We start from the raw sequence: 23,403 nt of genomic DNA on the forward strand, positions 1-23,403 counted from the left end.
GACAATCCGTAATCCCTGGCATTTTGTACCTTTTTTGTTCTCATTTGGCAAGAGGCAACAACCTTTTGAAAAATAAACGATATCCGGGTTTGTTCTTTTTTCGTCCCAGAAACGCGACAGCAACCCGCCTCCCATTAGACCAGCCGGCGCCGTTGTCCTGGCCTGCCGAATCGCTGCCTTGCATGCGAAGCTCTGCCGCGCAGCCTAGCGCTTGTGCGGCTGCAACAACAAAGGTCATATCGCCGCCATGGTGAAATCCGCAAAGATACTGGCCGTGGGCGGGGCCCATATCGACCGGCGCGGCCAGGTGTCCGGCCACTACGTGCCGGCCGCGTCCAACCCCGGCACGATGCGCGAGGATGTCGGCGGCGGCGTCTTCAACGCGCTACGCAGCACAGTGCTGCGCGGCATCTCCGCTTCGCTGCTTTCGATGCGGGGCGGCGATGCGGCGGGCGACACCGTTTCACGCGCCATAGCGAAGGCAGGGATTGCCGATCTGTCAGCGGTGTTCCTTGACCGCACGACACCGAGCTATACCGCGTTGATCGATCGCGAAGGCGAGTTGATCGTCGGCTTTGCCGACATGGCGCTGTACGATCTGGCGTTTCCCAAGCAGATCCGCCGATCCAAGGTGCGGGAGGCGATCTTGGCCGCCGACGCCATCCTGTGTGACGCCAATCTGCCATCGGCGGCACTGGAGCGACTGGTTTTGCTTGCCGCCGGCAAGCCCATATTCGCCATTGCCATTTCGCCGGCCAAGATCGTGCGCCTGAAGCCGGTGCTCGACAATCTGGCCGTCGTCTTCATGAACCAGCGCGAGGCCCTCGCGCTGGCATGCCTGGACGGCGGGGCTTCCCAGCGGGGCATCGTTGACGGTTTGAAGCGCGCCGGCCTCACCAGCGCGGTGGTCACGGCGGGCAGCGGCCCGGTGCTGGGTTTCGATCGTGACGGCATGTTTGCCATCATGCCGCCGGCCCCGAGGAAGGTTGTGGACGTCACCGGCGCGGGAGATGCGCTGGCGGGGGCAACGGTCGCCGCCTTGCTGCGCGGCATGCCCTTGCGGGCGGCATTGCGGGAAGGAGTCGCGGCGGCAACGCTGGCCATCGAGAGCGCCGACGCCGTTCCCGATTTTACCGCGGCGGCCTTCATGGAAGCGCTGGCCCTTGTGCCCGATGTGCAGGAAGTGGCATGAGACCGGCAAATTCATAATACCGGAGTGCCGCCGCGCGTCTTGATGGATGCACGCACATCGGTTGGAGATCAGAGATGACGCCAGAGACCGCACGCCCCTTCATCGATATCCACGAGCCGGTGGCGCAAGCCCTGACCGCCGGCCGGCCGGTGGTGGCGCTGGAAAGCACCATCATCACCCATGGCATGCCCTACCCCGACAATGGCGCCATGGCGGCCGATGTCGAGAAGATCATCAGCGACGGAGGTGCCGTGCCGGCAACGATCGCCGTGATTGGCGGCCGCATCAAGATCGGCCTTTCCGACGGCGAACGCGAATCGCTGGCCATGACCGGCGACGCCATGAAGCTGTCGCGCGCCGACCTCGGCTTCGCCGCCGCGCAAGGGCGCACCGGGGGCACCACGGTCGCCGCGACGATGATCGCCGCCCATATGGTCGGGATAAAAGTGTTCGCCACCGGCGGCATTGGCGGCGTGCACAAGGGCGCTGAAAAGAGCTTTGACATTTCCGCCGACCTCGACGAACTGGCGCGCACGCCGGTCATCGTCGTCTCGGCCGGCGCCAAGGCCATCCTCGACATCGAGAAAACGCTGGAAGTGCTGGAGACGCGCGGCGTGCCTGTCATCGGCCATGGCTGCGAGACCATGCCCGCCTTCTGGTCGCGGCAGTCGCCGTTCCGCGCGCCTCTCACCTTGTACAAGCCTGAAGACATCGCGCATTTCTACCAGACCCGGGCTGCGCTGGGGCTCGGCGGCGGCATGCTGATCGCCAACCCGGTGCCGCAGAACCACGAAATCCCGGCCGAAGAGATGGCGGGCTACATCGAAGCAGCGCAAAAGGCCGCCGAGGCTCTGCACGTGACCGGCAAGGCGGTGACGCCGTTCCTGCTATCGAAGATCCTGGAGCTCACCGGCGGCCGCAGCCTGAAGACCAACATCGCGCTGGTCGAAAACAATGCGAGGCTGGCGGCCGAGATAGCAAAAGCGCTGTAGGTTCGCGCGGCTATTTGCCGGCCCGCCTTCCGGCCTCATAGGCGCGGCGCGCCCACACCGTCATCTCGTCCGGATCGTCAAAGGCACTGTCGGGAATGCTCCAATAGGGCATCGCGACCAGCTTGCCGTGGCGCGAGCCGGTATAGGTCCATTGCTTGCAGCCCTCGGCTTCGAACTCGGGCGCGCTTTGCTCGTCGGCCTTCAGCAGCAATTCGCCGCGCAGCACGATGGCGACGATAACGCCGTCGAAATAGATGCCCTTGCCGCCGAACAGCCTGCGGATGCTGACCGGGCCGAGGCCGGCAAACAGTTCGGCGATGCGTTCATTGTCCATGCCGCGATCATGTCACCGGCATTTGACATTGTCATCGCGCAACCAAGATCATGCTGACAGGTTGAGATTATTCCGTCGGAGGTTTTGTCATGCCGCTTCTGCTCAAGGGATCCTGCCGATGCAACGCCGTGCGTTTCGAGGTGGAAAGCCACACGCCCGTGCCATTCATGCTCTGCTACTGCTCGATCTGCCGCAAGCAGCAGGGCGGCGGCGGTTTCGCCATCAATCTCGGCGCCGACTACGAAACGCTGAACATCAGGGGCAAGAGGAGCATTGGCGTCTACCGTGCCGAGATCGAGGACGACGAGCATCCCCATTGCGAGGTTTCGACCGGCGAACGCAATTTCTGCCGCAAATGCGGGTCGGCGCTCTGGCTCTACGATCCGACCTGGCCGGAACTGGTGCATCCCTTCGCCTCGGCGATCGACAGCGACCTGCCGAAACCGCCTGAAAAGGTGCATCTGATGCTGAAATACAAGGCGAACTGGGTCGAGCCCGCGGTCGGCAAGGGCGACAAGGTATTCGATGTCTATCCGGAAGAGTCGATCGCCGACTGGCACAAGCGGACGGGTATGTGGGTGGAGTAGTGTTCTTCGCGCTGTAAACTGGGCGAAGGAAGATCAGGCCGAGGCGCGTGCCTCTGCCAGCGCCTTGAGATCAGCCGGCTTCAGTTCGACGGACTCACCGCAGCCGCAGGCCGAACTCTGGTTGGGGTTGTGGAAGGTGAAGCCGGTGCGCAGCGTCGTCTGCTCGAAATCCATCTCGGTGCCGAACAGGAAAAGGGCTGCCTCCGGCGCGACATAGACATGGGCGCCGTCGCGCTCGATGTGGTCGTCCTTGGTATTGGGCTCGGTCACCAGATCGACCGTGTATTCCATGCCGGCGCAGCCGCCCTTCTTGATGCCGAGGCGAATGCCATGCGCATTGTCACGGGTAGCCACGATCTCGCGTACCCGGTCGGCGGCCTTTTCGGTCATCGTGATGACGGCGAAGCGTCCCATTCTCTTTCCTTCTCCATTCCATGCAGGTTCAAGGCCTGCCGAATGATTCCTCACCTAAAATGGTGAAGTTTTACCACCGGCGCAAGTGTACCGGTCCCGACACTAGTACCAGCCCACCGCCACCTGTGCCTCTTCCGACATGCGGTCGGGCGACCAGGGCGGGTCGAAGGTCATGTTGACCTCGACGCCGGACACGCCTTCGACGGCGCCGACGGCGTTCTCCACCCAGCCAGGCATCTCGCCGGCGACCGGGCAGCCTGGTGCGGTCAGTGTCATGTCGATCTTGACCGAGCGGTCGTCCTCTATGTCGATCTTGTAGACGAGGCCAAGCTCATAGATGTCGGCCGGGATTTCCGGATCATAGACCGTCTTCAGCGCCGAGACGATATCGTCGGTCAGCCGCGCCAGTTCGTCGGCGGGAATAGCCGAGGCCGATACGATGCCATTTGCAGCCGGCTCCGGTGCGGTCTCTGCGGTCGTGCTCACATCGTCCATGGTCGTCATCACCCAAAGAACTTTCGCGCTTTTTCAAGCGCCTCGGCCAAAGCGTCGACTTCGGCCCTGGTATTATACATGCCGAACGATGCCCTGCATGTGGAGGTTACGCCAAAGCGTTTCAACAGCGGCTGGGCACAATGGGTGCCTGCCCGCACTGCAACGCCCTGCCTGTCTATCACCATCGACACGTCATGGGCATGAATGCCTTGCAGTTCGAACGAGATGATGGCGCCCTTGCCCGGCGCGTCGCCGAAGATGCGCAGCGAGTTGATGGCGCGCAGCCGCTCATGCGCGTAAGTCTTGAGGTCTTCCTCATGTGCAGCAATGCGCTCGCGGCCGATCTTTTCCATGTAGTCGAGGGCAGCACCCAGCCCGATCGCCTGGACGATCGGCGGCGTGCCGGCCTCGAAGCGATGCGGCGGCTCGTTGTAGGTGACAATGTCCTCCGTCACCTCCTCGATCATCTCGCCGCCGCCCATGAAGGGCCGCATGCCGGCGAGAATGTCCTTCTTGCCGTAGAGCACGCCGATGCCCGAGGGACCGTAGACCTTGTGGCCGGTGAAGACGAAGAAGTCACAGTCGAGATCCTGCACGTCGATTGGCATGTGCACGGCGCTCTGGCTGCCGTCGACGAGTACGGGAATGCCTCGCGCATGCGCGATGCGCACGATCTCCTTGATCGGCGTCACCGTGCCCAGCGCATTCGACATCTGGGTGATGGCGACGAGCTTGGTGCGGTCAGTCAGCCGCTTCTCGAATTCCTCGATATGGAAGACGCCGAGATCGTCGACCGGCACCCAAACCAGTTTGGCTCCTTGCCGCTCGCGGATGAAATGCCAGGGAACGATGTTGGAGTGGTGCTCCATGATCGACAGCACGATCTCGTCGCCCTCGCCGATATTGGGCATGCCATAGCCATAGGCGACCGTGTTGATCGCCGAGGTCGTGTTCGAGGTGAAAACGATGTTGTCGGTGCTCGGTGCATTCAGGAAGCGGCGTACAGTCTCACGCGCTTTTTCATAAGCGTCGGTCGCCGCGTTGGACAGGAAATGCAGGCCGCGGTGGACGTTGGCATACTCCTGCGAATAGGCGTGCTGGATCGTATCCAGCACCACCTGCGGCTTCTGCGCCGAGGCGCCATTGTCGAGATAGACCAGCTTCTTGCCGTAGACTTCCCGCGACAGGATCGGGAAGTCGCGACGGATCGCCTCGACGTCGTAGAAATCTCCGATCTTGCCTGGAGCGTTCATCATTTCACCCGTGCGTCAAAAACCAATCGTCCAGTCTTGCTTCCAGCGCCTCGACGATCGCCTCGTCATCCAGTTCCTCGATCACCTCGGCGACGAACGCCTTGACCAGCAGGCCACGGGCCGACTTCTCGTCGACGCCGCGCGCCATCAGGTAGAACAGATGGTCGTGGTCGATCTCGGTGACGGTCGCGCCATGGCCGCAGACGACGTCGTCGGCGAAGATTTCGAGCTCCGGCTTGGTCGAGAACTCACCATCGTCAGACAGAAGCAGAGTGTTGCAAGCCATCTTGGCGTTGGTCTTCTGCGCATATTGGTGGACGTTGATACGGCCCTGGAAAACGCCGCGCGCCTTGCCCGTCACCACGTTGCGGATGATCTCGGTCGAGGTCGTGTGCGGCACAGCGTGGTCGAGCACCATCGTCACGTCGCTGTGGGTATCGCCGGCCAGCAGGTTGATGCCGCGCAGCTTGAAGTCGGCGCCTTCGCCCGTCGTCCTGACCATGACCTCCTGGCGCACAAGCTTGCCGCCGGCGTTCATCACGAACAGCGTCAGCTTCGCATTCTTGCCGATATGGGCCTTGAACTGCGCCAGATGGGTCGCCGTCTCCGGCTGTTCCTGGACGATCAGCCACGTCACCTCGGCACCCTCACCCAGCACAAGCTGGCTGACCGAACTGACCAGGGCAGCCCCGTCTCCCGCCTGACGCTCGACGATGACCGCCTTGGCCCCGGCACCGACACGCACCGGCAGACGCACATGGGTCTGGCCGCCGGCCTGCACATTCTGCAGTTCGATCGGCTTTTCGAGTTCCGCGCCATCGGCGATGTCGACAAAATAGCCGTCGGCAACGAAGGCGGTGTTCAGCGCACCGATCGCATCGTCGCTGCCATAGGGGTCGAGGCCCGGCGCAATGCTGCCATCAATCAGCTTTTCCGACAGGCGCTGGACGGTGACGCCTTCGATATCAGGCGTCTTCGCGTCGGACTTGCCGTTCAGGATCGCCAACACCGCGGAGCCTTCGACGATCGGCGCAACGGCTTTTGCCGCTGCGGCCGGGTCGAAGTCCGGCACCGCATTCAACAGCCGGCGCAGGTCCGTGTAGTGCCAGGATTCGATACGCCGCGTCGGCAGGCCGTGCTTGATCGCCTCGATCGCGTCGTCGCGCTTCAGCATCACCGCGCCGTCGCCCGGCAGCAGCGACAACCGGTCGCCGAACGCGTCGATCAACGCGGTTTCGGCCGGTGTCCGCTGCGGTTGTGTGTGCATATTCATCAGTTTGACCTTGCCTTCTGGCATCTCACGCGGCTTCGCCGATCACGCCGGCATAGCCGTTGGCTTCGAGGTCGAGCGCCAGCGACTTGTCGCCGGACTTGATGACCTGGCCCTTGTAGAGCACGTGCACGCTGTCGGGCACGATGTGTTCGAGCAGGCGCTGATAGTGGGTGATGACCAGGAAAGCACGGTCCGGCGCGCGCAAAGCGTTGACGCCGTCGGAAACGATCTTGAGCGCGTCGATATCGAGGCCGGAATCGGTCTCGTCGAGCACGCAGAGTTTTGGCTCCAGCAGCTTCATCTGCAGGATCTCGGCGCGCTTCTTTTCGCCGCCGGAGAAGCCGACGTTGAGCGGCCGCTTCAGCATAGCCATGTCCATGCTGAGAGAGGCGGCGGCTTCCTTCACGCGCTTCAGGAATTCCGGGATCTTCAGGGGCTCCTCGCCGCGCGCCTTGCGCTGCTCGTTCATGGCCACTTTCAGGAATTCCATGGTCGCCACGCCCGGTATCTCCATCGGATACTGGAAAGCGAGGAAGATGCCCGACGTCGCGCGCTCGGCCGGATCCATTTCGAGGATCGACTGGCCATTGTACAGGATGTCGCCTTCGGTCACCTCATAGTCCTCGCGGCCGGCGAGGATGTAGGACAACGTCGATTTGCCCGAGCCGTTCGGGCCCATGATCGCGGCGACCTCGCCGGCTTTCACCGTCAGGTTCAGGCCGCGGATGATTTCGGTGCCGTCATCGACGATGCGGGCGTGCAGGTTCTTGATTTCAAGCATTCTTTTGTTTCCTGAATATCTGTCCGGTCAGCCGACCGAGCCCTCAAGCGAGATGCCGATCAGCTTCTGCGCCTCGACGGCGAACTCCATCGGCAGTTGCTGGATGACATCCTTGACGAAGCCGTTGACGATCAACGCGATGGCTTCCTCTTCGGGAATGCCGCGCTGCATGACGTAGAACTTCTGGTCCTCGGAAATCTTGGACGTCGTCGCCTCGTGCTCGAACTGCGCCGTCGAGTTCTTGGCTTCCATGTACGGCACGGTGTGCGCGCCGCACTGGTCGCCGATCAGCAGGGAGTCACAGTTGGTGAAGTTGCGGGCGTTGGTCGCCTTGCGGTGCGCGGAAACCTGGCCGCGATAGGTGTTCTGCGAGAAGCCGGCGGCGATGCCCTTGGAGATGATGCGGCTCGACGTGTTCTTGCCGAGATGGATCATCTTGGTGCCGCTGTCGACCTGCTGGTAGCCGTTCGACACGGCGATCGAATAGAACTCGCCGGAGGAATCGTCGCCGCGCAGGATGCAGCTCGGATATTTCCAGGTGATCGCCGAGCCGGTTTCGACCTGCGTCCACGAGATCTTCGAGCGGTCGCCACGGCAGTCGCCACGCTTGGTGACGAAATTGTAGATGCCGCCCTTGCCCTCGGCATCGCCGGGGTACCAGTTCTGCACCGTCGAATATTTGATCTCGGCATCGTCGAGCGCCACGAGTTCGACCACCGCGGCATGCAGCTGGTTCTCGTCGCGCTGCGGCGCGGTGCAGCCTTCGAGATAGGAGACGTAAGCCCCCTCCTCGGCGATGATCAGCGTGCGCTCGAACTGGCCGGTGTTCTTCTCGTTCATGCGGAAATAGGTCGACAGCTCCATCGGGCAGCGAACGCCCTTGGGTACGAAGACGAACGAGCCGTCGGTGAAGACGGCCGAATTCAGCGTGGCGTAAAAATTGTCCGATGTCGGCACCACCGATCCGAGATATTTCTGGACCAGTTCCGGATGCTCGCGGATGGCTTCCGAGATCGAGCAGAAGATCACGCCGGCCTGCGCCAGTTCCTTCTTGAAGGTGGTGACGACCGAAACGGAATCGAACACCGCGTCGACAGCCACACGGCCCGACTTGTAGACATTGTCGCTAGGCTCCTCGAGATCGGAGGCATCGGTCTTCTGCACGCCAGCGAGGATCTCCTGCTCCTTAAGCGGAATGCCGAGCTTCTCGTAAACCTTCAAGAGTTCGGGATCGACATCGCTGAGCGACGATGGGCCAGGCGTGCTCTTGGGCGCCGCGTAATAGTAGATGTCCTGGAAATCGATCTTTGGATAGTGGACGCGCGCCCAGGTCGGCTCTTCCAGCGTCAGCCAGCGCCGATAGGCTTCCAGGCGCCATTCCAGCATCCAGGACGGTTCGTCCTTCTTGGCCGAAATGAAACGGATGATGTCTTCGCTCAGGCCCTTGGGGGCCTTGTCGACTGCGATTTCCGTCTGGAATCCGTATTTGTATTGGTCGACGTCGATCTTTCGGACCCGATCGATCGTGTCCTGCACAGCAGGCATATGCGTTCTCCATCCACGCCGGGGTCAAGGCCCGACAGTTTTCAAACTATGGCACCGCCGATATGAACGCCGAAGAAGCGCTCGCGGCAGCGTAAGTTCCATATAGTGCGCCTCGACCGGAAATTCACCCGGCCAGTATGAAACGCACGGCTCTACCAGGCCGAAAAGCCCAAAATCGTCCAACCGCTACGCGGCCCTTTCCTTATCCGCCCGACGAGCGGCGATTCCCGCCAGCGCGGTGTGGAACAGTTCTATGTCCCCAGCACTCGTCGCCGGACCGATCGACACACGCAAGGCGCCAAGACTGTCGCCGTAGCCCATGGCTTTCAGCACATGGCTCGGCCCGACCTTGCCCGACGAGCAGGCGGAGCCGGCCGACAGCGCAACACCGGCGAGATCAAAGGCGATCTGCGCGGTTTCGGCCTTGACGCCCGCAATAGCGAAGAATGTCGTGTTGGCAAGCCTTGGCGCGCCGGTTCCAAAGATTTCCGCATCCGGGACCAGCATTTTGACGATGGCCTCTATCTCGTCACGGCGCTCGCGCACCGCATCGATGGCCGGCAGTCCGGCCAGCGCTTCGCGTGCGGCAGCACCAAAACCGGCGATGGCGGCGAGGTTTTCCGTGCCACCGCGATGGCCCTTTTCCTGGCCGCCGCCATTGATCAGGGGCTTCGGCATCATCAGATCCGCGGCGGCGACGATGGCGCCGACGCCCTTGGGGCCGCCGATCTTGTGCGAAGACAGAATCAGATAATCGGCGTAACCCGCTGACATGTCGATCGAAACGCGGCCCGCGGCCTGAACCGCATCGACGACAAGAATGCCGCCGGCGGCCTTGACGATCTCTGCGATACGATCGATCGGCTGGATGACGCCGGTCTCGTTGTTGGCGGCATGGATCGCCACCAGCGGCAGGCCATCGGCCTTGTCATGACCTGCAAGCGCCGCCGCCAGGGCCGCAAGATCAGCAATGCCATTGGCGTCGACGCCGATGCGCGTCACTTGCGCCGCCGGGAAGCGCCCGCCATTCAACAGGCAGGGATGATCGGCCTCCGACACGTAAAGTCGGCTCATGCGCAGGCTGCCGCGCCCCATCTGCCAATCAGGGACCAGAAGCGTCGAGGCGGCTTCGGTCGCACCGGAGGTGAACACGACATGTTCGGGCCTGGCATTCACCAATGCCGCGACCTCGCGCCTCGCCGTCTCGATCAGGCGCCGCGCGGCGCGGCCCTCGGCATGGACCGACGACGGGTTGGCGGCCACGTCAAATGCCGCGACCATAGCCTCGCGTGCCCCTGCAAGCAGCGGCGCACTGGCATTGTAGTCGAGATAGGCGCGTTTTGCGGCCATTTTCGTCCAGTTGGTCCCGTCAGAAGCCATTCGGTCGTCGTATGGCGTTATTTCCTTGAAATTCCAAGGCGAGCCGTCCTATTTACGCGGCTTGCGGCGCGGGTGGCCGGGCTCGACGTCTGGCCACTCAGTTTTGAATAGTTCTAAACTAGCTTCTAAGAAGACGCTCGCCCTGCGTCAAGGCCAGAGGAAGACACGTTCCGGGCGCCGCGCATTCGTATACCAAGTGGAGTATTTCATGCCTGAGGTCATTTTCACCGGTCCGGCCGGTCGCCTGGAGGGACGCTACCAGCCCTCCAAGGAAAAGAGCGCGCCGATCGCCATCGTTTTGCATCCGCACCCGCAATTCGGCGGCACGATGAACAACAAGATCGTCTACGACCTCTTCTACATGTTCCAGAAGCGTGATTTCACCACGCTGCGCTTCAATTTCCGCGGCATCGGCCGCAGCCAGGGCGAGTTCGACCACGGCACCGGCGAATTGTCGGACGCGGCGGCCGCGCTCGACTGGGTCCAGTCGCTGCACCCGGATTCCAAGAGCTGCTGGGTCGCCGGTTATTCCTTCGGCTCGTGGATCGGCATGCAGCTTTTGATGCGCCGGCCGGAGATCGAAGGCTTCATCTCGATCGCGCCGCAGCCCAACACCTATGATTTCTCGTTCCTGGCGCCCTGCCCGTCATCGGGCCTGATCATCCATGGCGATGCCGACAAGGTGGCGCCGCCGAAGGATGTGCAAGGCCTGGTCGACAAGCTGCACACGCAGAAGGGCATCACCATCACGCAGAAGACCCTGCCCGGCGCCAACCACTTTTTCGCCAACGACGCCGACCTGCTGATCGAGGAATGCGCCGACTATCTCGATCGCCGGCTGGCGGGCGAATTGTCCGATCCGCGGCCGAAGCGGCTGAGATAAACAGGGGAAGGCGCCAGCGCCGATGTACGAGCCTCCCCATTTCCAGGAAACGCGACCCGATGTCCTGCATGGACTGATCAGGGCGTATCCGCTCGGCATGCTGATCTCGAACGGGCCTGACGGCCCGGTCGCAAACGCCATTCCCTTCCTGCTCGACGCTGAAGCGGCGCCGAACGGCAAGTTGCGGGCTCACCTGGCCAAGGCCAACCCGCAATGGCGCCTCATTGCCGATAATCCGGGATTGCCCTTGCTGATCGTCTTCCAGGGCACCGACGCTTATGTGACGCCCTCCTGGTACGAGACCAAGCGCGAGACCGGCAAGGTGGTGCCGACTTGGAACTATGCCATCGTGCAAGTGCGCGGCACCGCCAAGGTGATCGACGACCAGGAATGGCTCGCGCGCCAGATCGCCGACCTGACCGCCTCCCAGGAAGGTGCGCGCGAGGCGCCTTGGGCAGTGACCGATGCGCCGCCGCCCTTCATCCAGTCGCAGATCAAGGGCATTATCGGGCTGGAGATCGAGATCAGCGAGATCCATGGTAAGTGGAAGGTCAGCCAGAACCGTCCCGTCGCCGATCGCGCGGGTGTCGCGCAAGGGCTCGAAAGCGAAACGGCCAATTCGTCCGACATGGCTCGCCTAGTGAGATCCTACGGCGGACTGGACAGCAATTAGATCAATCCGCCCTGCGACTATCTTTCGCTATCTTTCCGGGGCAACCAACCGGAACGATGCTTTGCGGACCGGCAATCCCGATTGCGTCGGCCGGAAGATGAAGCCGAGACGGGCAAAGACCACCCCGCAGGCGAGCGCGAAGGCGCAGCCGAGGCCGAAGCCGGCGACCGTGTCGCTCGGGTAGTGGGCACCAACGAAGACCCGGGTCGAGGCGATGCAGGCTGTCACCGCCAGCGCGATGTACCAGCGTCGCGGAAACAAGAGCAGAAGAACGCCGAACACCGCGCCCATCGTCGTGGCATGGCCGGACGGAAAACCGGCGAAGCGTGCATCGAAAGCAAAGGGATGCAGGGCCAGGACACCAAAATCCTGGAAGTAGAGCGGTCGGGCCCGGCCGATCGCGTACTTCAGGACATTGACCGTCAGACCGGACAGGCCGACGGCGCTCAGCACCAGGAAAGCCAGGCAAGTCCAGTTGTAGGCGAGCATCAATGATCGTCTCGAGAGACTTCGCCAATCGGTCAGATTGGCCGCGACGAGCAAAAGCGCGGGCGGAATGAGATACCAGCCGCCGAGACCGAACTGCGTGAAAAAGTCGGCCAGACGGACGAATCCCGGTGACCATTGATCGCGAAGCATCCCCGCAGGGGTGTCGAGACGGACAAACGCCGCCGCTGTCAGCAGAACCCAGCCCAGGCCCCAGACCGACCATACTATGTTCGGGTACCTGGCGGGACGGGCAGCAAAGCGCCCTCTCACGATCCGCATCGTGTCGAGAAAATTGTCGACCGACCGGCGCCCTGCCCCCAGGAGCCTGCCAGAAACGGGTGGGCGCGATTTCACGAGCATTGGGAAGTCGACCTCATCGCCGAAATCATTGCGCGATACGATAGAGGCCGAGCGACAATTTGTCTCCCGACGAATAGTTGACGCCGTCGACTTCGGCGACGCGGTTCGCCGATTTGCCTCGCACCGACAGCATGCCATTCAGTTTCTGCTCATCCTCGATCGGCGCCAGCCCCAACGCGCAGGCCGGATCGGCAAGCAGATGTTCCGCCACCCCCCCAATATCGGTCAGCACCGTCTTGGTGCCGACCAGGAACACCAGGCTCGGTTCCTGATAGCGTGCCGAGGCCAGCACCGTCGTGTCACAAACCTTGTTGGCAAGCACCGCTTGCTTGATCGCCGGGCTCAGCCAGATCGGCTTCAGGGATGGAGCGATGACACCGAACAGCAAGGCATAGGTGATGCCGGCACAGGCGGCGGTGGCTCCGATACGGGGCAGCGGCACCTGCAACTGCCGCGAAAAACCCAGGTAGCCGGTGCCGAGCGCGGCAGCGGCGGCCGGAATGCTCCACCAGGAAAAGGTGTGGGTGAGGTAGATCGGCGCTCCGATACAGACCGCCGCCAGACCAAGGCTTACCACGACCAGACCGAATGCAGTCGACCACCACAGCCATTGCTGCCAGCGCCTGAGCGGTGCATTGGCATCCTGCGGCTGCAAGGTCAGCAGCCAGCCGATCAGCAGCGCCATGCCGGGATAGGCCGGCAGAACGTAGTGCGGCAGCTTCGTCGGAATGAGTTCGAATACGAGCCAGAAAGGGATGTACCAGGCGAGGCAGAAGCGCAACCTGACATCGTCGCGCAGACGGTTGAGGGCCTGGAGACCGGCGCCGACGGCGATCAGGCCGAAGGGCCACATGAACAGCGAATAGGTCAGCATGTAAAAGCCCGGGGGCAGGCCATGCGATTCCTCGCCCGACGCGACCTTGCCAAGCATGTCCTTGCCGACAGCCTGCTGCAGGAAAGCACCATGGCTTTTCCAGGTGATCGCGGCGAGCCAGGGCAGCGTGATCAGCACGACGAGCAACAAGCCGCGCCCGACCTTGAGTTTCGACAGCCAGCGCCCGTCGCGCTCGAAGGCAAACAGCGCGGCGATTGTCAGCGCCGACAGCAGCGGCGCAATCGGCCCCTTGATGAGGATCGCCGCCCCTTGGGCGATCCAGAATATCCACCAGAGGTGGCCGGCGACCGGCTCGTTGCGCCGTGCTGCCAGGTAGATCTGCGCCAGTGCGCCTTGCGCCGCCACGCAGCAGGCGAGCAGCATCGCATCGGTCTTGGCGTCGCGGCCCTCGAAGGCCGTGGCGAAGATCGCCGCCATCACCAGGCCGGCGGCGAGGCCGGCATTGGCGCCGAAAAGATTGGTCCCTGTCCAGGCGATCGCCAGCACCGCAATGGCAATGCCAAGCGCGGAGACCGTGCGGTAGACCCAGATCGGCGCTTCGGCCCCCTTGCCGCTCAAGGTCACGGCGGCAGATTGCAGCCAATAGATACCGATCGGCTTTTGGTAGCGCGAGGCGTTCTGGAAGCGGATGTCGACATAGTCGCCGCTCTCCGCCATCTGCTTGGTGGCCTGGACGAAACGCGACTCGTCCCGGTCGATCGGCGGCAGGGATGCCAGCCCCGAAACCGTCATCACCAGGCTGAACAGGAAGAGAAGGATGTAGTTCCTGTTCAACGCCATGCTCGAACCTCTCTGGTCATTTCTTGATGTGACAGGCCGCTCAATCGACCTTGGTCATCGCCGCCTTGCGCTCATTGGCGATCAGCCAGAGATTCCTGATGTAGATGAACATGCCCATGGCCTGGCCGGCGATGAACACCGGATCCTGGCGTTGGATGGCATAGATCAGAAGCAGGCCGCCGCCGAACAGGGAGAAGAACCAGAAGGCCACCGGGACCACGCTGCGCTTGGCCTTTTCCGAGGCGAGCCATTGCACGACGAAGCGCATGGTGAAGAAGAACTGGGCAATGAAGCCGAGCAGGACCCACGCATCGAATTGCTTGATGAAAACCTGGTGAAGCCACGTCGCCAGTTCCTGAAGCACGTTAAACACGCTTGATTTCCTCTACTTTTGGCATTCTGCGGCGCCTGCGGCGCAGCCACCAGACACCGCCGAGATCGAGCGCGCCCTGCAGGCCGCGGTCGAAAATGCCGTAGTTCGACTTGCCGTGCCGGCGCGAGCGGTCGACGACGTCGCAATGCACCACGCGATAGCCCTCCTGGATGACCAGAGCGGGGACGAAGCGGTGCGTGCCGTCGAAAAACGGCAGCTTGCGCAGGATGTCCGTATGGACAGCCTTCAGGCCACAGCCGGTATCGCGCGTCTCATCATGCAGGATGGCGTTTCTCAGCCAGTTGGCGAAGCGCGACGCCAGTTGCTTGACCTTGCTGTCGCGGCGCTTGAGGCGCTGCCCCTGGGCGGCGCCGAAATCGGGGCCGGCCTGCCGCAAGGCGTCCACCAGCACGGGGATGTATTGCGGATCGTTCTGGCCGTCACCATCGATCGTGGCGACGATGCTGCCGCGCGCCGCCCAGGCGCCCGAACGCACTGAAAGGCTCTGGCCGGCGGATTTCTGATGCCGCAATTCCCGTACCGGAAAGGAGCGAAGCGTCGCCTGCTCGGTCAGCACGGCAGCCGTCTCGTCGGTCGAGCCGTCGTTGACGATGATCAGTTCGAAGTCGCGCCCGGCCATCGCCGTCTCGATCTCGTCGATCAGCAGCGGCAGGTTTGCCGCCTCGTTCCTGCAAGGAATGACGATGGATATCAATGCGTCCGGCATGTCGCGTCGGGGCTCTGTCGTCGGATATGGCATTCCTGGATGCCGTGCGGTGCCGCTCGAGGTCGTGGGGCTGCAAGAACCTTTGGCGCGGCGCCTCATTACGCCAGCCGAAACGATGAAGCAAGCATTGGTGCCGGACGGCCCGTTGCGCTGTTTCAACAACCGGTGATCGTCAGGACATCTGTGGTCCTTCGCGCGCAGGCGATCTGAAGCAAAACCGGATTCCACTTTTGCTGATCGCGAACCCCTTGGTTGCCGCGCGATCGGACGCAAAACCGGATTCCACTTTTGCTGATCGCGCTTGGATGCTAAACGCGCCCGTTCACATACGCCGCGCCGGACCGGGCGGACGCTTTCGGGAAAGAAACCATGCCTGCCTTCAAATCCGATTTCCTGCGCACGATGAGCGAGCGCGGCTTCATCCACCAGATTTCGGATGAGACCGGCCTCGACCAACTTTTCGCCAAGGAAACGGTCACCGCCTATGTCGGCTACGACGCCACCGCCACCAGCCTGCATATCGGCAATTTGATCTCCGCGACCATGCTCTACTGGCTGCAGGAGACCGGGCACCGGCCGATCGCGCTGATGGGCGGCGGCACGTCGATGATCGGCGACCCGTCCTTCCGTGACGACCAGCGCAGCCTTTTGACACCCGAGGCGATCGCCACCAACATCGAGGGCATCAAGCGCATCTTCGGCCGCATCCTGCGTTTCGGCGACGGCCCGAACGACGCCATCATGGTCAACAATGCGGACTGGCTGATGAAACTCAACTATGTCGAGTTCCTGCGCGATGTCGGCCGGCATTTTTCCGTCAACCGCATGCTGACCTTCGACAGCGTCAAGCTGCGGCTCGACCGCGAGCAGTCGCTGTCGTTCCTCGAATTCAACTATATGATCCTGCAGGGCTATGATTTCGTCGAACTCGCCCGGCGCCAGAACTGCCGCCTGCAGATGGGCGGGTCGGACCAGTGGGGCAACATCATTAACGGCGTCGATCTCGGCCATCGCATGGACACGCCCCAACTCTACGCGCTGACCACGCCGCTGCTCACGACATCGTCCGGCGCCAAGATGGGCAAATCGGCAAAAGGTGCGGTGTGGCTCAACGGCGACCTCTTCTCGCCCTATGATTTCTGGCAGTACTGGCGCAACACCGAGGACGCCGATGTCGAGCGCTTCCTGAAGATATTCACCCGCCTGCCCCTCGATGAGATCGCACGGCTGGCCGCACTCGGCGGCTCCGAGATCAACGAGGCCAAGAAGGTGCTGGCGACGGAGACGACGGCGATCGTTCATGGCCGCGAGGCGGCACAGCAGGCCGAGGAAACCGCGCGAAAAACCTTCGAGGAAGGGGCGCTCGCCGATACGTTGCCGACCGTCGGGGCCGACAAGGCAGCGCTGGAGGCCGGCGTCGGCATCCTGTCGCTGCTGGTCACGGCTGGACTGGCATCGTCCAATGGCGAGGCGCGGCGGCACATCCAGGGCGGTGCGGTTCGCATCAACGACCAGTCGGTCACCGATGATCGCCGCATGGTCACGCTTCAGGATCTGAGTCCGGAAAACGTCGTAAAGCTTTCACTCGGCAAGAAAAAACACGTTCTGGTGCGGCCGGCCTGAGGCCGCCTGGAGGCGTTCACCATTTCACGGAAACGGTGAACGGCCCTAACTATTTGTTTTGAAGCATTCCCAAGGGAAAGCGCTAAGCGCTTTTCCCGGAAAAACCGTTCACGCACTATTCCTAGAATACTCTAGCGATACTCGAAGATCGACCGGAATATGCCCGGCGCGATCACGGATAGCGGGTTGACGTCGAGCATCGGCTTGTTGGCATTGCCCCTGAGCCGGTAGGTGACGCCGATCAGGCCGCGATCGCGGCCGTTACCGAGAAGCGCGCCAACGATGGGCAGTTCGCCGAAGATGCGGTTGAGCCCATAGACCGGCATGAAGGTGCCCGTCATATCCATATTGTTGTTCTGGTCGTAGAGGATGCCCTGGAACGTCGTGCCGATGCGGGGTCCGCGCAGCACGCCATTGGCCAGCTTCAGATAGCCACTGCCTTTGTCGATCTCGGCGTAGCCGCGCTCGAACTTGACCCGCGACGTGTCGAGATTGCCCTTGACCGCCTGATTGAGGCTGCGGTTGTCGCCGGCCGGCGTGGTCGAGACGATTGAGGCCAGTTTCGGCTCGTTGACGATGAAGAAGCTGCTGGTATCGACCTTGCCCTTCATCGGCCCGTCGCCTGCCCCCGTCAGCGCCAAGGTGATCGACCCGCCTTCCATATGTTCGTAGATGTTGAGAAATCTGAGGATAGCGCCGGCATCCGCCGACTGCACGTTGAGCGAGCGCCGACCATCGCCGGCGGTGTTGCTGACTGCTATGGCTGCGCCCGAACTGGCCGTGGCGCTGACCTTCAGGCCGTTCACCCTTGAACCGGCCGCGCTGTAGTCCAGCTTCAGGTTGGACAGTTGTTCGTCGTGGAAACCGGTAAGCTGCTCGACGTCGGCGCTGACGGAAATGTTGTCTGTCCCCGTGGTCTTGGTTGCGGTGTCCACATCCGACATGAACTGCTTGATGAGCGAGCGAGCGTCGAGCGCATTGCCATTGATGTCGACCGCGTAGCCCTTGCCCGACCGCTTCACCGAAATCGCGACATCGTCACCCCTGTTCAAAGTGACCTTGCTGAATTTTGCCGACGACAGGGCGCCGTTGACCAGCACGATGCTGCCGTCGATGGAGAATGTTTTGCCATCGAGGTTGAAATCGGACAGTGTCGTGGTGTCACCGGACTTGGTCATGACGAAGGTGACACTGGCTGGGACCCCTGCCCCCTTGCTCCAGCCAGCCCAGGGAATGTCCAGCCTGGCATTGGTCAGGTCGGCCGATACATTCTGATTGCCGTTGCCGCTCTTGTCGATCGCGACTTTCACCGTTCCGCCCAGCATCGGCGTCAGGCCGGGCATGGCGGCGGCACGGATCTTGTCGTCAAGCACCAGGGCCACTTTGCGGCTGCGCGGCGGCCCATCATCCGCCAGCGGCTCGACGAGGTCGAGTTCGGCCGGAATGTTGTTCAGCGAGGCCTTGGCGGAAATCACCGCCTTTACAGGGTCGACAGTGATCGAGCCGTCGGCATCGGTGACGGTCTGTCCCTCGAACGGCTTGGCCAGCGACAGGCCGGTGTAGTCGAGGGACACCAGCCAGTCGAGCTTCGAGGTGTCGACGCCGGACTGCAACGGAATGTCGGCCCTGACATGGCCGGCAACGCTGCCGGACAGGTCCTCCGGCAGGAAGCCGACATGGCGCATGGCGTTGATCGGTTCGTAGGAGGCGAGTTCCGCGACAGCCGACGCCTCTCCCTCCACGTCAATGTCGAGTGCGCCGATGACCGGCGGGTGGTTCGCCGCCTTGACCGACAGTGTGCCGTTGCTGGCCGCCACGGTGCGGCCGCTGGGCATGAAGACGGTGCCCGATGAGAGCGAAATGTCGACGTCGTTGCCGTGGAAGGCGACAACGCCGACCGCGTCGCGTATCGGCGGAATGCGGCCGGCCGTGTCGAAGCGCGACCCCTCGATCTGGAAGCGGCCGAACACTTCGTCGGCCGAAAGCGGAACGCCGTTGCCAAGGCGATCCGGCACCACCTGGAACTGAAGATTGGCATCGACGACGCGGCCGCCGAACAGATTGTCCAGCACCCAGAGCCGCGCGTTGCGGGCCGAAAACCACGGCCACAGCTGCTTGACGTGCGAGACCGGCATGTCATGGACGTTGAGCGCCAGATTGATACCGGGGGCCTTGCCGTCAACGAATTTCACGGCCGCGGTGCCAAGCACCTCGCCGGAAGCGTCGGACCGAACCGCGATCTGCTCGGCCACCAGTTCATGGCTCTTGGTCCGATAGACCCCGGCAATGCGGGCGATGAACGCCAGCGCGGGCTCGGGCGATTCCGATGGCGCCAGGGTCGAACCGTCGCTGGTCAGGTCATAACGATAGGAGGGTTCCTCGCCCACCGCTCCTGTCGCCGGCTTTGGCCCTATCGAGCCGCCGAAATTGAAAGAAGACCGACCGGTTTTCAGGAGCAGCCTGTCGACCTGGATCTTGTTGCTGCCATTGACAAGCGTGGCATCGACATCGATGTCGGCCGGCAGCAAGCCGCGCGTGCCAAGATCAAGGACGGACCCAGCGGACGAGATCGCGGCTGTCAGCCGCGATGCATTCGCGCCGGATCCTTCCGATCCTGTCAGCTTCAATGCGACCGCACCCAGCCTCCCAGCGCCGGCCGCGCTATTGTCGGCAGCCGCCAGCTCGATGTTCGCGGTCAGCGACGTCACGCGGTGCGCCGCGATATCGCGGGTTGCGGAAGCGGCAAGGGTAACCTTTCTGCCGTCGACATTCGCCTCGGAGGAAAACTCCATACCGCCCGGGCCCGATTGTACGACGGTGGCGTCGGTGATGGTGACCAGCTTGATCGCCCCGGCTTCGGGCAATACGAATTCGACGTTGCTGAGATCGATCCGGCGCAGCGAATCTTCCCGCACGGCGTCGAGCGCCTGATGGATGTTGCCGAACACCGCGTCGGACAGTTTCTCCGGGTCGACGAGGCCATCCTCATTGCGCAAGCCGGCTGTCCAGTCACCGCCTGACGGCATCGCGGCCGTGACGATGCGCGCGTCGGAGATCCTGGCGCTGGTCAGGCGCACCTCCCCCCACAGCAGCGGTACCAGGCGCATGCCGAAGCGAACACGGCCGGCATCCGCCATCGGCTTGCCATCCGATGTCTTCAGGCTGACGTCGCTGACCTGAAGCGCGACGAAGCTCGAACTGTCGAGCGTGATGCGCGCCGGCCCGACGGCGACATGGACATCGACGCCGGCAAGTCTCTCGATGGCGACCTCGGCTTCCGTCCGAAGCCGCTCGGAGCCGATGCCGGATGCCCCGACCAGATAGACGACGACTGCTGCCAGCAACACGAGGCTGACAACGCCGGCGAACACGCGCGAAAGGATGCGGAAGCCGCGGCCGATCGACGCCTGACCGAGCGGCGGCACGCGGCACGCGGACGGCAATGCCCCCAGGTCGGTGATTTCATCCCGCCTGAACCTGATCTTCTCGTGCTGCGGTTGCTCCTGATCCACGCCATCTTCCGTTGTACGAATTCGCTCGTGGACGAATCCCCGCTCGACACTATATCGGTGTGGCTTCGCGTGTAACCTCAAACAAGGGCATCGATATGGCTGACCTCGACGTGGGCGATCTTGCGCCGCAATTCGACCTGCCGAGAGATGGCGGCGGTTCGCTCAGCCTCGCCGCGTCGGCCGGCAAACCCGTGGTGCTCTACTTCTATCCGCAGGACGACACCACAAGTTGCACGCAGGAGGCGATCAGCTTTTCACAGCTGAAGCCGGATTTCGAGAAGGCCGGTGCCGTCGTGATCGGCCTGTCGCCCGATCCCGTCAAGAAGCATGACAAGTTCAAGTCGAAATACAATCTCACCATCGATCTCGCCGCCGACGAGGAACGCAAGGTGATCGAAGCCTACCATCTCTGGGTCGAGAAATCGATGTATGGCCGCAAATACATGGGCGTCGAGCGCGCGACGTTCCTGATCGGCCGAGACGGGCGGATCGCCAGGATCTGGCGCAAGGTCCGGGTCAAGGGCCATGCCGAGGAAGTGCTGGAAGCCGTTCGCGCGCTTTGAGCGCGCGATGCCAGGTTCACACGAGCCGGCCTTACTCGTCGGGTGTTTCCGCCTTCGGCTGCCGCCGCGCCCGCCAGGATTTCGCAACATGGTTCGCATGATCGGCCAGCGCGGCGAGATGGCCGCGCAGACCGCGCGCGCCCATCATCGACCACAGCGTGACTGATTGCGTGGCGAAGCGGCGCTTGAAGTCCTCGCCGCCGCAGAGGAAATCAACCTTGGCCAAGCCGCGGTCGAGCGACCACTGGATATAGTCCATCATCAGTACCATGCCCGGCGAGGCGCGCTCATATTCGGGATCGTAGGTGGTGACGAAAGCCATCATCGTGCCGTGCTGCTCGAAATTGATGGAGACGGCGATAATCGTGCCGTCAAGCTCCAGCACGAAGATGCGCAACAGCCCGAGTTCGGCCAGCACGGAAACAAGCGCGGCGAGAACGGGCGAGCCCTCGTCGAACAGGTCCGAGACGCGGCCATGCCGGACGAGCCAGAGGCGCTTCAGCGCCGCAACCCGCGCGAGCACAGGCTCGCGCGGCTCGTCCGCATCCAGCAGGCGGAAACGCAATTCCCCGCCTTCCTCCATGAACTTGCGGCCACGACGGTAATTCTGCCGGGCCTTCTTGGACAGCGTCTCGAACCATTTCGCCCCACCCTGCCAGGAACCGGCGACACGGTAGCTGGTTTCACTGCGGTGGTTGGGCCGTAGCGCCTTGCCATGGCGCGAGGCCGGGTCCAGCAGAGCACGGACACCGGCATCCGGCAGCAGACGGTTGAGATAGATCAGGTCGAAGCCACCCTGATCAAGAACATACTGCCAGAGCCGGGAAAGCGCCTGCGGATCACAGTCGGGGGCAAGCAGCGCGTCGCCATAGTCACTGTGATCCTTTGCTGCCCATTCGAGCATGCGGATGCCGGAGCGCTTGAAAGTGGCGAGCGCAATCACGCCATCGAGCCGGTCGCCATTCCAGGCCAGTCCGATCCTGAGCGTGCGCAGTTCCTGCTGCGGGGTCGTGCGCCACCAAGCCGCGATCCATTCTGGGTGCTGGAAGACCAGCCCGCCGACGCGCCGCCAAAGTGCGCTCCAGGCCGGCGTGATCTCGGCCAGCCGCTCCGCCGATGTCACGACTTCGAAGGTGCGTGTCCGCGGGATGGCGAGCACGAAAGGAGCGTTCATGGCCGTGTCCCTTCTGATGATCGTGAGGTCCGTGGCTTTCCAGGCCGCATGCGCCTGGCGATATGCCTCCACATCCGCTTCAGCGGCATGACATAGAGGCCGGCGAGCGACTGATAATCGCGCACATCGCGGTCGATCAGTCCGAACTTGAAGTCCTCGTCGGGCTTCGGCACGCACAATGTTCCAAACAGCCGGTCCCAGAACGAGAACAGCAGGCCGAAATTCTTGTCGTAGTGGCGTGGATCGGTGCTGTGATGCAACTGGTGCCAGTGGGGACACAGGATCACATTGTTTAGCCGGCCGAACGAGATCTTGAAATGCGTGTGCCTGACGAAATCCATCATCAGGATGTTGCGCATGACATAGACGTTCACGCCAAAGACGGTCAGTTCGACAAGGTTCAGCGAGATCAGCGACCAGATGCCGAAGCAGACGCCGACGATAAGGCCGTCCCAGGCCCGATTCATCAGCTCGTCGAGCGGGTGGACCCGATCCTTGGTGATCCCGACCATCACCTCGGCCGAGTGATGCACCTTGTGCAACTCCCAAAGCAGCGGATAGCGATGCTGGGCGACGTGATAGAGATAATAGGAAATGTCGTAGGCAAGCAGCATGGTGATGGTGAAGATCAGCACCGTCACCGGCCCTGCTGGCCCCTCGACCAGAGGCGGCTGGAACTGGAAGAGTGTCGAAAACAGCCAGTTGGTCGCGTAGCCAACCGCGGTGACGAAGACAATGCCGGCAGGCAGCATCAGGAAGGGCATCAGGGCCTTCTTCGTCACCCAGAACAGCAGATCGGCCTTCGCCGAGGGATGGGTGATGACCTCGTGCGGGATGACGAACTCGAAAAACTCCTTCCAGCTCTTATTCTCGACCGTGCGCCAATAGGCCACGAGCGCGCTGACAAAGGCAGTCAGCAGCAAAAGCCCCGTCGCCAGCAGACCAGTGCCCGAAATCTTGTCGAGGATCTTGCCAACCAGATCGCTCAGCATTCCCACAGCCATAATGAATCCCAAATCCCAGCACGCTTTACTCGAAAACCGTCAATTAAAAGCAATCGAAGACAGTTAAGAAACTACCCCTAAGGCGCGAGCGAAAATCCCTT

At 62.5% G+C, this 23,403-nt stretch carries 23 protein-coding genes; 7 read left to right on the plus strand and 16 right to left on the minus strand.

Annotated features, from left to right (window positions below):
• Positions 1–40: 40 nt before the first annotated feature.
• Entirely contained in the window at positions 41–238 is a 198-nt protein-coding gene (locus tag EB231_RS22835) for a hypothetical protein (RefSeq protein WP_172350812.1), read from the minus strand.
• 9 nt (positions 239–247) lie between these two features.
• On the opposite strand from EB231_RS22835, the gene EB231_RS22840 reads away from it, so the two are divergent.
• A complete protein-coding gene (locus EB231_RS22840) occupies positions 248–1,192 on the plus strand; it encodes a carbohydrate kinase family protein (RefSeq protein WP_172350813.1) in 945 nt (314 codons plus the stop codon).
• Between the two features lie 74 nt (positions 1,193–1,266).
• Positions 1,267–2,184, plus strand: a complete 918-nt coding sequence (locus tag EB231_RS22845) for a pseudouridine-5'-phosphate glycosidase (RefSeq protein WP_172350814.1) — start codon at positions 1,267–1,269, stop codon at positions 2,182–2,184.
• A gap of 10 nt (positions 2,185–2,194) precedes the next feature.
• Here the strand turns inward: EB231_RS22845 and EB231_RS22850 are convergent, their stop codons facing one another.
• A complete protein-coding gene (locus tag EB231_RS22850) occupies positions 2,195–2,518 on the minus strand; it encodes a TfoX/Sxy family protein (protein WP_172350815.1) in 324 nt (107 codons plus the stop codon).
• 89 nt (positions 2,519–2,607) lie between these two features.
• On the opposite strand from EB231_RS22850, the gene EB231_RS22855 reads away from it, so the two are divergent.
• Positions 2,608–3,105, plus strand: coding sequence for a GFA family protein (locus EB231_RS22855; RefSeq protein WP_172350816.1), 498 nt, complete (start codon positions 2,608–2,610; stop codon positions 3,103–3,105).
• A gap of 33 nt (positions 3,106–3,138) precedes the next feature.
• Here the strand turns inward: EB231_RS22855 and sufA are convergent, their stop codons facing one another.
• The 7 genes from sufA to EB231_RS22890 form a co-directional block, all read right to left on the minus strand.
• Positions 3,139–3,519 carry a Fe-S cluster assembly scaffold SufA gene (gene sufA, locus EB231_RS22860; protein WP_013532156.1) on the minus strand — a complete coding sequence of 127 codons (381 nt, stop codon included), beginning with the start codon at positions 3,517–3,519 and terminating at the stop codon, positions 3,139–3,141.
• 102 nt (positions 3,520–3,621) lie between these two features.
• On the minus strand, positions 3,622–4,023 hold the full coding sequence (locus tag EB231_RS22865) for an SUF system Fe-S cluster assembly protein (protein ID WP_172350817.1): 402 nt from the start codon (positions 4,021–4,023) through the stop codon (positions 3,622–3,624).
• Positions 4,023–5,267: a cysteine desulfurase gene (locus EB231_RS22870; protein WP_172350818.1), complete on the minus strand. Its 1,245-nt coding sequence runs from the start codon at positions 5,265–5,267 to the stop codon at positions 4,023–4,025. The genes EB231_RS22865 and EB231_RS22870 overlap by 1 nt, the downstream gene beginning before the upstream one ends.
• Positions 5,268–5,271: 4 nt before the next feature.
• A complete protein-coding gene (gene sufD, locus EB231_RS22875; RefSeq protein WP_172350819.1) occupies positions 5,272–6,540 on the minus strand; it encodes a Fe-S cluster assembly protein SufD in 1,269 nt (422 codons plus the stop codon).
• A gap of 25 nt (positions 6,541–6,565) precedes the next feature.
• The gene (gene sufC, locus EB231_RS22880; protein ID WP_015318168.1) at positions 6,566–7,321 is read right to left on the minus strand and encodes a Fe-S cluster assembly ATPase SufC; all 756 of its coding nucleotides are present in this window, start codon (positions 7,319–7,321) and stop codon (positions 6,566–6,568) included.
• Positions 7,322–7,348: 27 nt separating this feature from the next.
• A complete protein-coding gene (gene sufB, locus EB231_RS22885) occupies positions 7,349–8,866 on the minus strand; it encodes a Fe-S cluster assembly protein SufB (RefSeq protein ID WP_172350820.1) in 1,518 nt (505 codons plus the stop codon).
• Between the two features lie 186 nt (positions 8,867–9,052).
• A complete protein-coding gene (locus tag EB231_RS22890) occupies positions 9,053–10,216 on the minus strand; it encodes a cysteine desulfurase family protein (protein WP_172352990.1) in 1,164 nt (387 codons plus the stop codon).
• A 238-nt stretch (positions 10,217–10,454) separates the two neighbouring features.
• Between EB231_RS22890 and EB231_RS22895 the strand changes: the two genes are divergently transcribed.
• Positions 10,455–11,129, plus strand: a complete 675-nt coding sequence (locus EB231_RS22895; RefSeq protein WP_027042409.1) for an alpha/beta hydrolase — start codon at positions 10,455–10,457, stop codon at positions 11,127–11,129.
• Between the two features lie 22 nt (positions 11,130–11,151).
• Positions 11,152–11,802, plus strand: a complete 651-nt coding sequence (locus tag EB231_RS22900) for an FMN-binding negative transcriptional regulator (protein ID WP_172350821.1) — start codon at positions 11,152–11,154, stop codon at positions 11,800–11,802.
• Between the two features lie 27 nt (positions 11,803–11,829).
• On the opposite strand, the gene EB231_RS22905 is transcribed toward EB231_RS22900, so the two are convergent.
• From EB231_RS22905 to EB231_RS22920, 4 genes are all read right to left on the minus strand, one after another.
• On the minus strand, positions 11,830–12,570 hold the full coding sequence (locus EB231_RS22905; protein ID WP_246741029.1) for a phosphatase PAP2 family protein: 741 nt from the start codon (positions 12,568–12,570) through the stop codon (positions 11,830–11,832).
• A gap of 106 nt (positions 12,571–12,676) precedes the next feature.
• The gene (locus EB231_RS22910; RefSeq protein ID WP_172350823.1) at positions 12,677–14,326 is read right to left on the minus strand and encodes an ArnT family glycosyltransferase; all 1,650 of its coding nucleotides are present in this window, start codon (positions 14,324–14,326) and stop codon (positions 12,677–12,679) included.
• Between the two features lie 40 nt (positions 14,327–14,366).
• The gene (locus EB231_RS22915) at positions 14,367–14,699 is read right to left on the minus strand and encodes a lipid-A-disaccharide synthase N-terminal domain-containing protein (protein WP_056562293.1); all 333 of its coding nucleotides are present in this window, start codon (positions 14,697–14,699) and stop codon (positions 14,367–14,369) included.
• Positions 14,692–15,426 (minus strand): glycosyltransferase family 2 protein, encoded by a 735-nt coding sequence (locus EB231_RS22920; protein ID WP_172350824.1) that lies wholly within the window; start codon positions 15,424–15,426, stop codon positions 14,692–14,694. The genes EB231_RS22915 and EB231_RS22920 overlap by 8 nt, the downstream gene beginning before the upstream one ends.
• A 369-nt stretch (positions 15,427–15,795) precedes the next feature.
• On the opposite strand from EB231_RS22920, the gene tyrS reads away from it, so the two are divergent.
• Positions 15,796–17,049 (plus strand): tyrosine--tRNA ligase, encoded by a 1,254-nt coding sequence (gene tyrS, locus EB231_RS22925; RefSeq protein WP_172350825.1) that lies wholly within the window; start codon positions 15,796–15,798, stop codon positions 17,047–17,049.
• Between the two features lie 131 nt (positions 17,050–17,180).
• On the opposite strand, the gene EB231_RS22930 is transcribed toward tyrS, so the two are convergent.
• Entirely contained in the window at positions 17,181–20,561 is a 3,381-nt protein-coding gene (locus EB231_RS22930) for a YhdP family protein (protein WP_172350826.1), read from the minus strand.
• 95 nt (positions 20,562–20,656) lie between these two features.
• Here EB231_RS22930 and EB231_RS22935 point away from each other — a divergent pair, with 95 nt between their 5' ends.
• Positions 20,657–21,124 carry a peroxiredoxin gene (locus tag EB231_RS22935; RefSeq protein WP_140767855.1) on the plus strand — a complete coding sequence of 156 codons (468 nt, stop codon included), beginning with the start codon at positions 20,657–20,659 and terminating at the stop codon, positions 21,122–21,124.
• Between the two features lie 31 nt (positions 21,125–21,155).
• Here EB231_RS22935 and EB231_RS22940 read toward each other — a convergent pair whose 3' ends face one another.
• Positions 21,156–22,298 (minus strand): GNAT family N-acetyltransferase, encoded by a 1,143-nt coding sequence (locus EB231_RS22940; protein WP_172350827.1) that lies wholly within the window; start codon positions 22,296–22,298, stop codon positions 21,156–21,158.
• A complete protein-coding gene (locus EB231_RS22945; protein ID WP_172352991.1) occupies positions 22,295–23,290 on the minus strand; it encodes a sterol desaturase family protein in 996 nt (331 codons plus the stop codon). The genes EB231_RS22940 and EB231_RS22945 overlap by 4 nt, the downstream gene beginning before the upstream one ends.
• Positions 23,291–23,403: the final 113 nt, after the last annotated feature.

The organism is Mesorhizobium sp. NZP2298 (genome assembly GCF_013170825.1).
GTDB lineage: Bacteria > Pseudomonadota > Alphaproteobacteria > Rhizobiales > Rhizobiaceae > Mesorhizobium.